The sequence below is a fragment of the Streptomyces colwelliae genome (genome assembly GCF_048158785.1).
GTDB lineage: Bacteria > Actinomycetota > Actinomycetes > Streptomycetales > Streptomycetaceae > Streptomyces.
Map to the genome: position 1 here is coordinate 1 of NZ_JBLTJC010000097.1, position 13438 is coordinate 13438.

Sequence of the window (13438 nt, forward strand, 5' to 3'; positions counted from 1 at the left end):
CCTAGGACTACGCGAGCGCGGTGAACCATGTCCTGTGGGAGGACCTCGGCCGGCCCCGGCCCCGATCCGCGTGACCGTGTGGGGGGAGAACCGCCACGAGAAGATCGAGGAGCACGTGGCCAAGATCTACCCGCAGGGCATGCACAGCACGATCGCCGCGGGCATCAAGGAGAACCTCGGCGACGCCTGCGCCGTACGCACCGCGACACTGGACGACCCCGAACACGGCCTGACCGAAGAGGTGTTGGCCTCGACCGACGTCCTCACCTGGTGGGGACACGCCGCCCACGCCGAGGTGTCCGACGAGGTCGTGGAACGCGTGCACCGGCACGTGCTGTCCGGCATGGGCCTCGTGGTCCTGCACTCCGGCCACTGGTCGAAGATCTTCGTCAAGCTCATGGGCACCAGCTGCACCCTGCGCTGGCGCAACGAGCACGACCGCGAACTGGTGTGGACGGTGAACCCAACACACCCCATCGCCAAGGGAGTTCCGCATCCGCTCGTCGTCGAGGAGGACGAGATGTACGGGGAGTTCTTCGACATCCCCGTCCCGGACGAGCTGGTGTTCGTCAGCTCGTTCACGGGCGGTGAGGTGATCCGCAGCGGCTGCACGTTCCGCCGCGGCCACGGCCGGATCTTCTACTTCAGCCCCGGCGACCAGGACTACCCCGTCTACCACAACAAGGACATCCGCCGGGTGATCGCCAACGGCGTCCAGTGGGCACGTACAGACCGGCCCGAGCGCAGCCACCCGGTACTGCTGCGCTACGACACCGACGACTTCTTCAACGGCGTGGACTACTCGGGGCCGCTCCGATGACCCACCGGACCATCCTCTGCGGGCCCGACAACCCCCTGCGCGTGCTGGTGGTCGGGGCCGGTTCCATGGGACAGCAGTGGCTGACCACCGTAACCGCCGCGCCCGAGACCGAACTCGCCGGCATCGTCGACCTCGACCTGGACGCGGCCCGGCGGTCCGCCACCGATCTGGGCCGGCCGGACCTGCCGGTCGGCTCCGACGCGGTCGCGCTCGCGGCCGGCACCGGCGCCCAGGCGATCATCAACGTGACGGTCCCTGTGGCCCACCACCCCGTCACCACCGCCGCGTTGTTCGCCGGGCTGCCCGTCCTCGGCGAGAAGCCGATCGCCGACACCCTGGCCCACGCCCTGTCCCTGGCCGCCGCGTCCGAGGTGAGCGGCGAACTGTTCATGGTGAGCCAGTCACGGCGCTGGAACCCCCAACTCTTCGCCCTGCGCGGCATGTTGGGGGACCTCGGTGCGATCGGCACGCTGACAACCGAGTTCTTCAAGGCTCCGCACATGGGCGGTTTCCGCGAGGAGATGGCGTACCCGCTGCTGATCGACATGGCGATCCACGCCTTCGACTCGGCCCGCTTCCTGCTCGGCGCGGACCCGGTCTCCGCCTACTGCCAGGCGTACAACCCGCCGTGGAGCTGGTACGACGGCGACGCCGCCGCGAGCGCCGTCTTCGAGATGGAGGGCGGTACGCGCTATGCGTACAACGGCAGTTGGTGCTCTCCGGGCGCCGAGACCTCGTGGAACGGAGTGTGGCGGGCGAGCGGCGAGAAGGGCTCGGCGCAGTGGGACGGCGACAACGAGCCCGTGCTCGTGGCCGACGTACAACCCGCCGAGCGGCCCCGCTCCCCGTACTCCGACATCGCCGGAGCGCTGCGGGTCTTCGTCGAGTCGCTGCGGACCGGCAGCACGTCCATGGGTGAGGTGCACGAGAACACCATGAGCCTGGCGATGGTCGAGGCCGCGGTGGAATCGGCCCGGACCGGACAGCGCGTACTCGTCGACGACGTCCTCGACCAGGCGTACGCGACGGCGCTGCGCGAGGAGGACCGTCCCAACGTCCGTGCGGCCCTTGCCAGTTGGCCATCGGTCCGCGGCGCCCTCGCCCCGCACCGGACACCGCCCGCAGCCGCAGCCGCGTCCGCCTGACGCCCTACCGATACGGAGACCCCGTGCCCAGCCCTTCACCCGACCCCGCTCCCGGCCGCCCCCGCCTCGGGGTGGCGATGATCGGCCACTCGTTCATGGGAGCCGTGCACTCCCAGGCTTGGCGCACCGCGCCCCGGGTGTTCGACCTGCCCTTCGACGTCGACATGACCGTCGTCTGCGGCCGTGACCCGAAGGGTGCGGCGCGGGCCGCCGAGCGGCTGGGGTGGGGTGACTGGGCGGCCGACTGGCAGGAGGTGGTACGACGCGACGACGTGGATGTCGTCGACATCTGCACACCCGGCGACTCCCACGCCGACATCGCGATCGCCGCGCTGGCCGTCGGCAAACACGTGCTGTGCGAGAAGCCCCTCGCCAACACGGTCGAGGAGGCCGAGCGCATGGCCGCCGCCGCGCAGGTCGCCGCCGAGTCCGGCGTCCGGTCGATGGTCGGCTTCAACAACCGGCGCGTGCCCGCCTTGGCGCACGCCGCGCGGCTGATCGCCGAGGGCCGGATCGGCGAGGTGCGGCACGTCAGGGCCCAGTACCTCCAGGACTGGATCGTCGACCCCGAGTTCCCGCTGGTGTGGCGGCTGCGCAAGGAACGGGCCGGTTCCGGCGCGCTCGGGGACCTCGGCTCGCACGTCATCGACCTGCTCCAGCACCTGACCGGCGAGCGGCTCACCGGGGTGTCGGCGACACAAGCCACCTTCGTCACCGAGCGCCCCCTGCCGACGGAATCCAGCGGGCTCTCGGCGCGGGCCGGGGAACAGCGCGGGCGGGTGACCGTCGACGACGCGACCGCGTTCACCGGCCGGCTCGAAGGGGGCGGACTCGTCGTGGTCGAGGCGACGCGCTTCGCCACGGGACGCAAGAACGCGATGCGGATCGAGGTGAACGGTTCACGCGGGTCGGTCGCCTTCGACTTCGAGTCGATGAACGAGCTTCTCCTGTACGACGCCGACGGCCCGGAGACGGAGGCGGGATTCCGCCGGATCCTGGTCACCGAGCCCGCGCATCCCTACCTGGGTGCCTGGTGGCCGCCCGGTCACGGCCTGGGCTACGAGCACGCGTTCGTCCACCAGGTCCACGACTTCCTGACGGCGGTGGCGGACGACGGAAGCGAACCGCGCCCGTCGTTCGCCGATGGCCTGCGGGTCCAGTACGTCATGCGGGCCGTCGAGCGCAGCGCCGCGGACTTCTCTCGCTGGACAAGCGTCGGCTGACCACATGGCACGCGGCAGCCGCCCGCTGATGAGCTGATGAGTGGGGTCCGTCATGAGAGAGCGGGGATCCGCTCAGCTCGTCGCCTTCTCTCCGGTCGGACCCACCGCGAACCACGTGCCGCCGACGGTGATCTGGACCTGGCCGTCCTGTCGGCGAATGGCCCCGACGTCCTTCGGGTTCACGCCGGCCAGGTAGACGTTGCCGCCCTCTGAGGCCGGCGTCCTTCGCTCGAGTTACACCCAAGGCGTTGACCGAAACGACGCGGGCCCCGGGCATCAACTCCCATACCCCACCCCCGCGTTGGCCGCGCCGAGCCACTCCCCGCATACGGACCGCACGCCAGCCCGGCAACAACCAGGAGCCCAGCAGCCGAAATCGAGGAATCCCCTGTTCCCCGGCCTTGATGTGACGGAAGATCCCCGTATGACTCAACATCAGAACGGCGCGGCGTCGGCGACCGGCGCGGCCGACTCCTACCTGGCGGGACTCCGTGAACGACTCGCCGCCGACGGGTCGTTGGTGACCGCGACCGCCTGGCGCGACCGCCCGGTGACGATCGGCAGCCGAGCGGACCGCAAGGCACGGTGGTTCGGCACCAAGGCGGAGCTGTTCGTCCTCGCCGCCTCGGTCCCCGAGGTCGACCAGGCCTTGCTGACCGAGTACACCGGGTGGGCCCTGGACTACGCGAAGAGCCTGCGGGGCGGCCTCGCCGGCGCCCGCAACGCCGCGCTGATACTGCCCGCACTGATCACCGGCAACGCCCAGCCGGCCGCGCGGACTTGGGCCGCCCAGGACGCCCGGGTCCTCGGAACGTCCCTGATCGGGCGGCCCATCACCGTGGAGACGTCGGGATCGGGAGTCACCCGGGTCACCATGTACCGGGGCGGAAGCATGTACGGCGGGATGTTCACGGGGCACGTCCTGGAGAAGGCCGCGCTGTATTTCCCCTAGCACTGCCCGCAGTTGGCCGAACAAGGACCCGGGCCTAGGCCCAGACCCCGGCCCCCTTCAGCCACGCCAGCCGCGCCAGCCGCGTCAGCCACCTCAGCCGATCGGCTCCGGCATCGGCCGCACGTCATAGGCGAGGCTGATCGCGTCCCCGCCCGCCGGGTCGCCCAGTTCGACGCGCCAACCGTCCGCGAACTGGTCGACACCCGAAGCCATCGGAATGGTCCCGGAGATCAGGACAGTCCCGGGGATCAGCTCGCCGCGGGAGCGCAGAACGTCAACCCAGTAGGCCGGGGTGAGGAGTTCGGCGAGCGTGCCGGTCTGGATCTCGGTCTCCGTGCCCGCGTGGCTGACCCAGGCACGCAACGTGATCTCGTCGATGCGGGACTCCACGTCCGCGAGCCGCCAGGCGCGACGGGCGAGGACATCGGGGCCGGCGTTCTTGCTCCACGCCACCCCGTGCACCTCCAGCTCACGATCGGTGTGATCGCAAGCGGCGGTCAGCAGCAACTCCCCGCCCTCCGCCACGACCAGCGCCCACTCCGCCTCGCCGGACGTACGGCCGTGCTGGACCGCGACCCGCTCGGTCTGCTGGGCGAGGTACGGGGAGACGGGGTAGAGCGCCGGCGTGACGGACGGGCCCGGCACACCCAGCTCGGCGAGTTCCGCGACGTGCGCGGCGACATCGTCCTGGCTCCGCCCGGCGTACCCGGCGTTGAGGACCTGCACGACATCGACATCGCGCGTCGATCCGTCGGGCAGTTCGAAGGTCAGCAGGGCCATGAGGGCACTCCCAGAGTTCGGGGAACGGTCCGCGGATCCTGATTTCTCCGCGGTTAACTTCCGGCGCAGGGCTTGCGCATACGACCTGTATACAAGAAGTATGCCGGAAGGTCGATGTCCCCGAGCAAGGATGGGCCCCATGCACGACACCCCGAAGAGCGACGCCGTCGCCCCGCGGAGCGACACCGACGCCGCGCACAGCAGGACCGCGGCGAATCGCTCCGGCGTCCGCCGCGCCTTCGTCGCGAGCCTCACCGGCACGGCCCTGGAGTGGTACGACTTCGCCGTCTACTCCGCCGCGGCCGCCCTCGTCTTCGGCGATCTGTTCTTCCCCTCCGAGGACCCGCTCACCGGCACACTCCTCGCGTTCTCGACCTACGCGGTCGGCTACCTCTCCCGCCCCCTCGGCGGCTTCGCCTTCGGTCGGCTCGGCGATGTGATCGGCCGCAAGAAGGTGCTGATCGCCACCCTCGTGCTGATCGGCGTGGCCACTTTCCTGATCGGCCTGCTGCCCGCCTACGGCACGATCGGCGTGGCCGCGCCGATCGCCCTGGTCGTGCTGCGCTTCGCCCAGGGCGTCGGCGTGGGCGGCGAGTGGGGCGGCGCGGTGCTGCTGTCCAGCGAGTTCGGCGACTCCCGCCGCCGGGGCTTCTACGCCTCCGCCGCACAGGTGGGCCCGCCCGCGGGCAATCTGCTCGCCAACGGTGTGCTCGCCGCCCTCGGCGCCCTGCTGACCGAGGCGCAGTTCGAGTCGTGGGGCTGGCGTGTGGCGTTCCTGCTGTCCGGCGTCCTGGTGGGCTTCGGGCTCTGGATCCGCGCCAAGCTGGAGGAGACCCCGGTCTTCAAGGCGATGGAAGCCGAACAGTCCCGCCCCCAGACCCCGATCCGCGAGGTCTTCACCACCCAGCCCCGCGCCCTCACCGCCGCGATCCTCTGCCGGGTCGGCCCCGACGTGCTGTACGCCATGTTCACCGTCTTCGTGCTGACCTACGCCACCCAGGAACTCGACATGTCGCGCGGCTCCGCCCTCGCGGCCGTCCTCATCGGCTCCTCGGTCCAGGTCTTCCTGATGCCCCTGGCCGGCGCCCTCTCCGACCGCGTCAACCGCCGCCTGCTGTACGGCATTTCGGCGATCGCCGCCGCGGTGTGGCCGTTCGTGTTCTTCCCGATGGCCGCCGGCGGCTCCTGGCTGCCGCTCGCCGCCGGAGTCCTGGTCGCCCTGGTGATCCACTGCTGCCTCTACGGCCCGCAGGCCGCCTTCATCGCCGAACAGTTCTCACCCCGCCTGCGCTACACCGGCTCCTCGCTGGCGTACACCCTGGCCGGCATCATCGGCGGCGCCATCGCCCCACTCCTGTTCACCACCCTGCTGAGCGCCTACGACAGCTGGGTACCGCTGGCCCTCTACATCGCCCTCGCCTCCGCGATCTCCCTGGTCGGCGTCCTCCTGGGCCGCAACCCCGAGGCCGCCGTGGACGAGGACGAGCAGCTCTCCGCGCCGAAGACCCGGGCCACCGCGGACGCCCCGCTCCCCCACTGACAACAGCCGCCGAGCCCCGACACTCACAAGGAGGTCCCGCCCCATGCGGATCGCCCTCAGCCAGCTCACCACCGGCCCCGACCCCGAGAAGAACCTGCGCTTCGTCGAGGAGTGGACGCGCCGCGCCGCGGACGCCGGAGCCCGCGTCGTCGTCTTCCCCGAGGCGACGATGGCCTGCTTCGGCACACCACTGACCCCGCTCGCCCAGCCCCTCGACGGACCGTGGGCCGACGGTGTCCGCGAGATCGCCCGCGCGACCGGCACGGTCGTCGTTGCCGGCATGTTCACCCCGGCCGACGAGGGCCGGGTGTCCAACACCCTGCTGGCCACCGGCCCCGGCGTCGAGGAGTCGTACGACAAGATCCATCTCTACGACGCCTTCGGCTTCCGCGAGTCCGAGAGCGTGGCCCCGGGTTCCCGCCCCGCCGTGATCGACGTGGACGGAATCCGGCTGGGCCTGGCCACCTGCTACGACGTCCGCTTCCCGGAGCTGTTCCGGGCGCATGCCGACGCCGGGGCGGTGGGCACCCTGCTGGCGGCTTCCTGGGGTGCCGGTCCCGGCAAGCTCGACCAGTGGCAACTGCTGGTGCGGGCCCGCGCGTTGGACGCCACCGTCTGGGTCGCCGCCGTCGGCCAGGCCGATCCCGGCACCGGTCCGGGCCCGGTGCCGACCGGCATCGGGCACAGCCTGGTCGTCGGCCCGGACGGGACCGTACGGGCATCCCTCGGTGCGGAGCCCGAGTTGCTGGTGACGGACCTGGACGTCGACGAGGTCGGCGCGGTCCGCGAGAAGACGTCCGTACTGGCGAACCGGCGGCCGGAGGTGTGGCGATGAGCGGGCCCGAGCTGGAGTTCCACCGCCCCGACGGACCCTGGCGCCCACCGGTCGGCGCCGGACCCGGCGTCGAGGAGTGCGTCCTGGCCGAGGACCCCGAGAGCGGCCGGCGCACCGCGCTCGTCCGCTGGGCGCCGGGCACGGACACCTCGGCCGCGGGCGTGGCCCTGCACGACGTATGGGAGGAGGTGTACCTCGTCGAGGGGGCGCTGCACGACCTGACGCTGGACCGCACCTTCACCGCGGGCATGTACGCCTGCCGTCCTCCGGGCATGCCGCACGGGCCGTGGACCTCGGCGGACGGCGTGACGATGCTCGTGATCACCTACCCCTGATCCGGGCGGGCGCGAGAGCGCACGTCCCCCGGCAGCGGGGGGCTCAGCCGTCGAGGAGCACCCTGAGAGTCGACTGCAGGTGGTGGTCGATGGCCGCGCACGCGGCCTGCGCGTCACCGGCGGCGAGGGCGTCCACGATGGCCTCGTGCTCGTCGAGCACCGCCTTCTGCCGGCCCTGCTGATTGAAGACGGCGACCACTCCGGCACGGACCTGGCGGCTGCGCAGACCGTCGTAGTGCCGGTCCAGAAGGGTGTTCCCCACGGCTGACACCAGGGACGCGTGGAAGCGGTGGTCCACGGCGATGAACTCCCGGGTCTCCTCGGCGCCGGTGAGCGCGCGCTGCTGGTCCAGCAGGGAGCGCAGTTCCTCCAGGGGCACCCGCCCGGTCGCGACCAGCCGCTCGGCGGCATACCGCTCGACCAGCCCGCGCAGCTCCATCAGCTCCCGGACCTCGCGCCCTGTCAGCGGCGCCACCCGGGCACCGCGCTTGGGCACGAGTTCGACCAGGTCCTCCGCGGCGAGCATCAGCAGCGCCTCGCGGATGGGGGTGCGGGAGACACCGATACGATCGGCCAGCTCCTGCTCCGACAGGAAGGCCCCCTGCATCTCGGGGTCCGTCAGCACCGTGTCCTTGAGATACGCGTAGGCCTTCTCCCGACCGGACGCCACGGCAACCCCCAGACCTCGCATACAGTTTGTATACCGACGCTACCACGCACGTTCCCGCCCAACAGAGCCCTGGGGACCGGCCCGCACCCTGCCGCGGGAGCCTGCGCCGACGCGGGAGCTCTGCTCTGTGGATAGAGTTCGACGGACTGGACTCCGATCAGAGCCCTTTGACGTAACGGCCTGGCGTCCGGCACACGGCCACGCCAGGCAGAGGGTGCAACACACCGAAAGTGACAGAATTGACCATGAGCAACGTCTACTTCGACATCACCATCGACGGCGCCCCCGCCGGCCGCATCGTCTTCAACCTCTTCGACGATGTCGTCCCGAAGACCGCCCGCAACTTCCGCGAGCTGGCCACCGGGCAGAACGGTTTCGGCTACGCGGGTTCCGGCTTCCACCGCGTCATCCCGCAGTTCATGTTGCAGGGCGGTGACTTCACCAACCACAACGGCACCGGTGGCAAGAGCATCTACGGCGAGAAGTTCGCTGACGAGAACTTCACCCTGAAGCACGACCGCCCGTACCTGCTGTCGATGGCGAACGCCGGCCGCAACACCAACGGCTCGCAGTTCTTCGTCACCACCGTCGTCACCTCGTGGCTCGACGGCAAGCACGTCGTCTTCGGCGAGGCCGTCGAGGGCACGGAGATCATCGACAAGATCGAGTCCCTGGGCTCGCAGTCGGGCGCCACCAAGGCCAAGATCGAGATCGCCGCGTCGGGCGTCATCGAAGGCTGAGCCAGACACCGGAACAGCGCAATTCCGTACGCGGGCCCCGAGGACGAAGCATCGTCCTCGGGGCCCGCGGCATTTCCGGGCAAGCAGGCCAATCCACAGCCTCGACCACTCCCCCCTCACGATTGCGGCGAGTGTCGAGGCGGCACCCCAGTCCCTGGGAGCAGGTCATCTGTCGAGGGATCCGGGATCACGGCCGATGGGTGGAAGGTGAAGCCGGGATCGGCGAGAAGGTTCGCATGCCAGTCGGTCGCGGCACCGCCGGCGCCGCTGCACAGGTAAGTGGCGCCCGCGGCTCGGTAGAAGAAGATCTCGATGCGGCGCGCTCGGCCGGTGCGGCGCCCCCGCGTCGCGATGTCGATGATCCGTTCTCCGATGCCCGCGGCGGGGGTGGTCTCGATGGCTCGTCGGATGTGGTCGGGCAGGTGAGACAAAGACGCGTCCCGCGCGGAGTCGTTCGACCCGGTCGTGTCTGGAGTGCTCACGCGGTCTCGGCCTGAAGGGCGGGGCCGAGGAGGAGTCCACCGTCGATGACGTACTCCGACCCCGTGATGAACGACGCGTCCGATGACGTGAGGAACAGGAGCAGACGGCTGACGTCGGTCGGCTCCCCGAGCCGGGGGACAGCGAACGGCTCGGGTGAGTAGAAGTCGGCTATTGCCGCGACTGCGCCGGCCGCTGGTTCGTGGATGAAGGAGGTCGAGATCACGCCGGGGTGGATGGTGTTCACCCTGATGTGGTCGCGGCCGAGTTCGAGTGCCGCCGTTTGGGTAAGGCCCCGCACGGCCCACTTGCCGGCGACGTACGGCGCGTAGTGAGCCGTGCCGCCCAGGCCCATGGTCGAGGCGACGTTGACGATGACTCCCCCTCCTGCGCGGCGCACGGTGTTGGTCAGGGCCTCCTGAACCACGCGGTAGGCGGCGAGTTCGATGTCGGCGGGGAGGGGGCGGGGCGCTCCGGAGACGGTCAGTCCGACCGGCACGCCGGCACTGCGCATGCGGCTGATCAGCGCGTCCAGCCGGTCCAGGCCCGGTTGGGGATCCAGGTGCTCTCCACCGGACGGGCCGCCTACATCCGTCGGCTACATCTCAAGGATGACGCCGTGGCCCATTCATGTCGGAACTGATCGTGGGCAACGCGCGGACGCGTCCACGACCTCGGCATCCACAAGGCGCCCGGTATGACGCCCCGGCAGACCGTGACGATGGTCGTCTCCTCGGTCGTGCTGCTCGGACTCGCCGGTGTCGCCGTCGCCGTACTCGGCTCGCTGCCGCCGGCCGGCCGGCACGCAACCCTCTCGCAACCTTGCGTGTGATGCGCTGGGTCACCCACACAACGCACACCACCCGCATCCGCATCCGCATCCGGCTCCTTGGGACGGCTGACATGGACGACACCACCCCGCGCGTCGAACTCACCCCCGCCGCAGCCGATCTACTGCGCCAACTCCACGCACAGCACGGCCCGTTGATGTTCCACCAGTCCGGCGGCTGCTGCGACGGCAGTGCGCCCATGTGCTACCCGGAGGGCGAGTTCCGCACCGGCGGTTCGGACGTGCTGCTCGCCGAGCTGGCGGTCGACGGCGTGCCGGAGCCCGTGACGTTCTGGATCTCGCGCAGTCAGTACGAGGTGTGGAGCCATACGCGGCTGATCGTGGACGTCGTAGCAGGGCGCGGCAGCGGTTTCTCGTTGGAAGCACCCGAGGGGGTGCGTTTTCTCACTCGTTCCCGTGTAGTCGGCGCCTAGCAGCCCCGCCGGTCACCGTCATCTGCTGCACTTCCCCTGAGACTTGAGAGAGTTGACGAGACATCAGGGGACCCTGTGACGCACCGTCAAAACCGTTTAAGGGCAGGCAGATCCGTACTCACACATCTCACGGCATTCGGCGCGCTGGCCGGTGCGGCCCTGGTGGGGGCGGCACCGGCCGGCGCCGTACCGGGCACCACGCGGCTCGCGCCGGGTGTCACGTACCAGCAGTTCGACATCACGGCGGCCAAGGGTGTGACCCACGCCCATGTGGTCGCCGTGGACCTGCGCAACACCCACGTGCGCGTCAACCTGCTGTACCCCGGAGCGGTGGCGGCCCGCGAGCCCGTCTCCCGGCTGGCCGACTCGGCGGGCGCCGTCGCGGGCGTCAACGGTGACTTCTTCAACATCACCGAGACCCAGCACCCGGGCGTCGAGGCCACGGGCTCCACCGACGGACCGGCGATCGCGAGCGGTGTCGCGCTCAAGGCGGCGGTGCCGGACGGCCAGCGTTTCGGGCCCGAGCTGCCGCCCGGCACGAACACCCGGAACGTACTCGGTGTGGGTGTCGACCGGGTGGCCCGGCTGGACAGCCTCAACCTCAGTGGATCGGTCCGCACCCCGGAGGGGCGGCTGGCGCTCGGCGGGTTCAATCAGTACGCGCTGCCGGAGAACTCCATCGGTGCGTTCACCACACAGTGGGGCAGCGTCTCCCGGGTGCGTTCCACATGTGGCACGGACACGAACCGGGCCGGCGCCTGTAGTGCGGACACCTATGAGGTGACCGTGCGCGGGGGCCGTGTCGTGTCGGTGTCCAACACCCCCGGCACCGGTGCCATCGCCGCGGGCACCACCGTCCTCGTCGGCCGTGAGGCAGGCGCGCAGCGACTGCGCAAGCTGTTCAAGGGCGAGCGGGTTCAGGTGCGGCACCGTCTCGTGGCGTCGAGATCCGGAGTTCCGTACCGCTTCGCCCTCGGCGGCTACCCGGTCCTGCGCGGCGGTCGGCCGCTGGCCGGTCTCGACGACACGACCTCGGCCGTACGCACCGCCGTGGGGATCGCCGACAGCGGTCACCGTCTGCTGCTGTTCGCGACGGACGGCGCGGTCGCCTACCGCAGCGGTCTCACGATCGCCGAAGTCGCCACCCAGATGCGCAAGTTGGGCTCGGCCGACGCCTTCAGCCTGGACGGCGGCGGCTCGACCACCCTGGTCGCCCGCGCGTCCGGCGCGGGCGCCGTCACGGTACGGAACCATCCCAGCGGCGGCGCCGAGCGTCCCGTACCGAACGGTGTCGGGGTCTTCTCAGCCAACTGACCAATCACCTGATCTCACGGATGCAGCCCGCTCACCAGATCCGCGGTGGCCGTGAGGCCGCTGTGGATCGTGGGAGCCATGCTGGTGCTCGCCATGAAGAACCCGAGCAGTGCGCAGACCAGCGCGTGGGAGAGCTTCAGCCCGCCGCTGCGCATGAAGATCACCGCAAGGATCAGGAGCAGCAGCACCACAGAGATGGAAATGGCCATCGTCACCCTCCTCCGCCACGCCGCCATGTCTGGTTCGCGGCGTTCGGCCGCAAGTGTGGCGTAGCGGAGGGTTCGTCCGGGCTACTGACGTGTCCCCCGAACGTGTGGTGACCGTCCGTGTGGTGTCCCCACATGCGCGGTCACGCCATGTGGCGTCACCACATGTGTCGTCACCACATGTGGTGTCACGCCGTGCGGCGTGCGTCCAGGAACGCTTCCAGCCCGGCCAGGTCGTCGGTGTTGAGGAAGTCCACACCGGCGGCGAACAGTTCGCCCCACAGCGCGTCTCGGGCCGGACCCGCCACGTCCGGGGTGTTCCAGAACCGTACGGTCTGCCCGGCCGCGTGCGCCTGCCTCACGATGGCGCGCAGCTTCTGCCGCTCGGCCTCGGGGAAGGGGCCGTCGCCGAGCCAGGTGAAGTTGGTCTGCCAGTTGTCGCTGATGAGTGAGATGAAGGAGGCGGGCGCCGAGCTGCCGAGGTCGGTGAGCCGGCCGTCGTAGAAGGCACGTCGTACGGTCTGTGCCTCCATGGGGATGCGGGCCGCGCGGTCGCCGGAGATGACGTTGGTGACGGCGCCCGGGTGGACGCGTCCGTGGGCGTAGGTCGTGAACAGGTGCTTGTAGCGCTGGAGATGGCGGTCGAGTTCGAGGTACGTCGAGGAACCCTCGGTCTTGATGTCGATCAGGAGTTGGAGCGGGTGGCGCCAACCCCGGTACACCGAGCCGTGGTTGGCCTTCACGAGGGCGGAGAGCGGGTCGAGGTAGAGGGATTCGAGCGTGCGGCTCGGATCGAGTTCGGTCGCGTCGTGACCGATGAGCAGTTGGTCGCCGACGAGGAAGATGTCGGCCTCGACGCTGCCGAAGCGGTGGTCGAGGGCGTCGAAGAGCGGCCGGGGGTGCTCGTAGTCGTTGTGGGCGTGGGCGCGCCACAACGGGCGCGGGCGGTGCCCTTGTTCACCGGCGAAGGCGCTGCCCGCGGGCGGCGCGAGTACGGCCGTGACGGTGGCGCCGAGCGCGGTGAGGGCTCTGCGACGGGTGATGAGGGCCATGGTGTTCCTCCCTGTGGGGCGGGTTCGAACCACAGGGAGTATGAGGCTGCGAGGCCTCCAACGAACCTGTACATGCCAGGAGT

At 70.2% G+C, this 13438-nt stretch carries 16 protein-coding genes and 1 pseudogene; 11 read left to right on the forward strand and 6 right to left on the reverse strand.

Going from position 1 to position 13438, the window contains the following annotated elements:
- Nucleotides 1-70 precede the first annotated feature (70 nt).
- The 4 genes from ACNFOC_RS21310 to ACNFOC_RS21325 all read left to right on the forward strand — a co-directional run bounded on the left by ACNFOC_RS21310 (nucleotide 71) and on the right by ACNFOC_RS21325 (nucleotide 4140).
- On the forward strand, nucleotides 71-820 hold the full coding sequence (locus ACNFOC_RS21310) for a ThuA domain-containing protein (RefSeq protein WP_416960684.1): 750 nt from the start codon (nucleotides 71-73) through the stop codon (nucleotides 818-820).
- Entirely contained in the window at nucleotides 817-1965 is a 1149-nt protein-coding gene (locus tag ACNFOC_RS21315) for a Gfo/Idh/MocA family protein (protein WP_416960685.1), read from the forward strand. The genes ACNFOC_RS21310 and ACNFOC_RS21315 overlap by 4 nt, the downstream gene beginning before the upstream one ends.
- Before the next feature lie 77 nt (nucleotides 1966-2042).
- Nucleotides 2043-3188 carry a Gfo/Idh/MocA family protein gene (locus tag ACNFOC_RS21320; protein ID WP_416960712.1) on the forward strand — a complete coding sequence of 382 codons (1146 nt, stop codon included), beginning with the start codon at nucleotides 2043-2045 and terminating at the stop codon, nucleotides 3186-3188.
- 424 nt (nucleotides 3189-3612) lie between these two features.
- Nucleotides 3613-4140 carry a hypothetical protein gene (locus ACNFOC_RS21325; protein WP_416960686.1) on the forward strand — a complete coding sequence of 176 codons (528 nt, stop codon included), beginning with the start codon at nucleotides 3613-3615 and terminating at the stop codon, nucleotides 4138-4140.
- A 93-nt stretch (nucleotides 4141-4233) separates the two neighbouring features.
- On the opposite strand, the gene ACNFOC_RS21330 is transcribed toward ACNFOC_RS21325, so the two are convergent.
- The gene (locus ACNFOC_RS21330; RefSeq protein ID WP_416960687.1) at nucleotides 4234-4920 is read right to left on the reverse strand and encodes a DUF2848 domain-containing protein; all 687 of its coding nucleotides are present in this window, start codon (nucleotides 4918-4920) and stop codon (nucleotides 4234-4236) included.
- 139 nt (nucleotides 4921-5059) lie between these two features.
- Here ACNFOC_RS21330 and ACNFOC_RS21335 point away from each other — a divergent pair, with 139 nt between their 5' ends.
- From ACNFOC_RS21335 to ACNFOC_RS21345, 3 genes are read left to right on the forward strand one after another with little or no spacing between them, the layout of a single operon-like run.
- Nucleotides 5060-6460: an MFS transporter gene (locus ACNFOC_RS21335; RefSeq protein ID WP_416960688.1), complete on the forward strand. Its 1401-nt coding sequence runs from the start codon at nucleotides 5060-5062 to the stop codon at nucleotides 6458-6460.
- 43 nt (nucleotides 6461-6503) lie between these two features.
- The gene (locus ACNFOC_RS21340; protein ID WP_416960689.1) at nucleotides 6504-7295 is read left to right on the forward strand and encodes a carbon-nitrogen hydrolase family protein; all 792 of its coding nucleotides are present in this window, start codon (nucleotides 6504-6506) and stop codon (nucleotides 7293-7295) included.
- Nucleotides 7292-7630, forward strand: coding sequence for a cupin domain-containing protein (locus ACNFOC_RS21345; protein ID WP_416960690.1), 339 nt, complete (start codon nucleotides 7292-7294; stop codon nucleotides 7628-7630). The genes ACNFOC_RS21340 and ACNFOC_RS21345 overlap by 4 nt, the downstream gene beginning before the upstream one ends.
- Before the next feature lie 43 nt (nucleotides 7631-7673).
- Here the strand turns inward: ACNFOC_RS21345 and ACNFOC_RS21350 are convergent, their stop codons facing one another.
- The gene (locus tag ACNFOC_RS21350; protein WP_416960691.1) at nucleotides 7674-8300 is read right to left on the reverse strand and encodes a GntR family transcriptional regulator; all 627 of its coding nucleotides are present in this window, start codon (nucleotides 8298-8300) and stop codon (nucleotides 7674-7676) included.
- A gap of 245 nt (nucleotides 8301-8545) precedes the next feature.
- Between ACNFOC_RS21350 and ACNFOC_RS21355 the strand changes: the two genes are divergently transcribed.
- Entirely contained in the window at nucleotides 8546-9040 is a 495-nt protein-coding gene (locus ACNFOC_RS21355) for a peptidylprolyl isomerase (RefSeq protein WP_416960692.1), read from the forward strand.
- Between the two features lie 116 nt (nucleotides 9041-9156).
- Here the strand turns inward: ACNFOC_RS21355 and ACNFOC_RS21360 are convergent, their stop codons facing one another.
- A complete protein-coding gene (locus ACNFOC_RS21360) occupies nucleotides 9157-9522 on the reverse strand; it encodes a nitroreductase/quinone reductase family protein (protein WP_416960693.1) in 366 nt (121 codons plus the stop codon).
- On the reverse strand, nucleotides 9519-10034 hold the full coding sequence (locus ACNFOC_RS21365; protein ID WP_416960694.1) for an SDR family NAD(P)-dependent oxidoreductase: 516 nt from the start codon (nucleotides 10032-10034) through the stop codon (nucleotides 9519-9521). The genes ACNFOC_RS21360 and ACNFOC_RS21365 overlap by 4 nt, the downstream gene beginning before the upstream one ends.
- 138 nt (nucleotides 10035-10172) lie before the next feature.
- Between ACNFOC_RS21365 and ACNFOC_RS21370 the strand changes: the two are divergent.
- The 3 genes and pseudogenes from ACNFOC_RS21370 to ACNFOC_RS21380 form a co-directional block, all read left to right on the forward strand.
- Nucleotides 10173-10295 (forward strand): annotated as a pseudogene (locus tag ACNFOC_RS21370) (ABC transporter permease); the annotation flags it as partial.
- Nucleotides 10296-10423: 128 nt separating this feature from the next.
- Entirely contained in the window at nucleotides 10424-10783 is a 360-nt protein-coding gene (locus tag ACNFOC_RS21375) for a DUF779 domain-containing protein (RefSeq protein WP_318014885.1), read from the forward strand.
- A gap of 162 nt (nucleotides 10784-10945) precedes the next feature.
- Nucleotides 10946-12097 (forward strand): phosphodiester glycosidase family protein, encoded by a 1152-nt coding sequence (locus ACNFOC_RS21380; protein ID WP_416960695.1) that lies wholly within the window; start codon nucleotides 10946-10948, stop codon nucleotides 12095-12097.
- 14 nt (nucleotides 12098-12111) lie between these two features.
- Here the strand turns inward: ACNFOC_RS21380 and ACNFOC_RS21385 are convergent, their stop codons facing one another.
- Nucleotides 12112-12306, reverse strand: a complete 195-nt coding sequence (locus ACNFOC_RS21385; RefSeq protein WP_026150825.1) for a hypothetical protein — start codon at nucleotides 12304-12306, stop codon at nucleotides 12112-12114.
- A gap of 185 nt (nucleotides 12307-12491) precedes the next feature.
- Nucleotides 12492-13355 carry a phosphatidylinositol-specific phospholipase C/glycerophosphodiester phosphodiesterase family protein gene (locus ACNFOC_RS21390; RefSeq protein ID WP_416960696.1) on the reverse strand — a complete coding sequence of 288 codons (864 nt, stop codon included), beginning with the start codon at nucleotides 13353-13355 and terminating at the stop codon, nucleotides 12492-12494.
- Between the last annotated feature and the right edge of the window lie 83 nt (nucleotides 13356-13438).

Coding starts and splice junctions, on each gene's coding strand:
- ACNFOC_RS21325 (WP_416960686.1), top strand. CDS start 3,613: ATGACTCAACATCAGAACGGCGCGGCGTCGGCGACCGGCGCGGCCGAC.
- ACNFOC_RS21335 (WP_416960688.1), top strand. CDS start 5,060: ATGCACGACACCCCGAAGAGCGACGCCGTCGCCCCGCGGAGCGACACC.
- ACNFOC_RS21390 (WP_416960696.1), bottom strand. CDS start 13,355: ATGGCCCTCATCACCCGTCGCAGAGCCCTCACCGCGCTCGGCGCCACC.
- ACNFOC_RS21320 (WP_416960712.1), top strand. CDS start 2,043: ATGATCGGCCACTCGTTCATGGGAGCCGTGCACTCCCAGGCTTGGCGC.
- ACNFOC_RS21315 (WP_416960685.1), top strand. CDS start 817: ATGACCCACCGGACCATCCTCTGCGGGCCCGACAACCCCCTGCGCGTG.
- ACNFOC_RS21355 (WP_416960692.1), top strand. CDS start 8,546: ATGAGCAACGTCTACTTCGACATCACCATCGACGGCGCCCCCGCCGGC.
- ACNFOC_RS21340 (WP_416960689.1), top strand. CDS start 6,504: ATGCGGATCGCCCTCAGCCAGCTCACCACCGGCCCCGACCCCGAGAAG.
- ACNFOC_RS21365 (WP_416960694.1), bottom strand. CDS start 10,034: ATGCGCAGTGCCGGCGTGCCGGTCGGACTGACCGTCTCCGGAGCGCCC.
- ACNFOC_RS21345 (WP_416960690.1), top strand. CDS start 7,292: ATGAGCGGGCCCGAGCTGGAGTTCCACCGCCCCGACGGACCCTGGCGC.
- ACNFOC_RS21385 (WP_026150825.1), bottom strand. CDS start 12,306: ATGGCCATTTCCATCTCTGTGGTGCTGCTGCTCCTGATCCTTGCGGTG.
- ACNFOC_RS21375 (WP_318014885.1), top strand. CDS start 10,424: ATGGACGACACCACCCCGCGCGTCGAACTCACCCCCGCCGCAGCCGAT.
- ACNFOC_RS21330 (WP_416960687.1), bottom strand. CDS start 4,920: ATGGCCCTGCTGACCTTCGAACTGCCCGACGGATCGACGCGCGATGTC.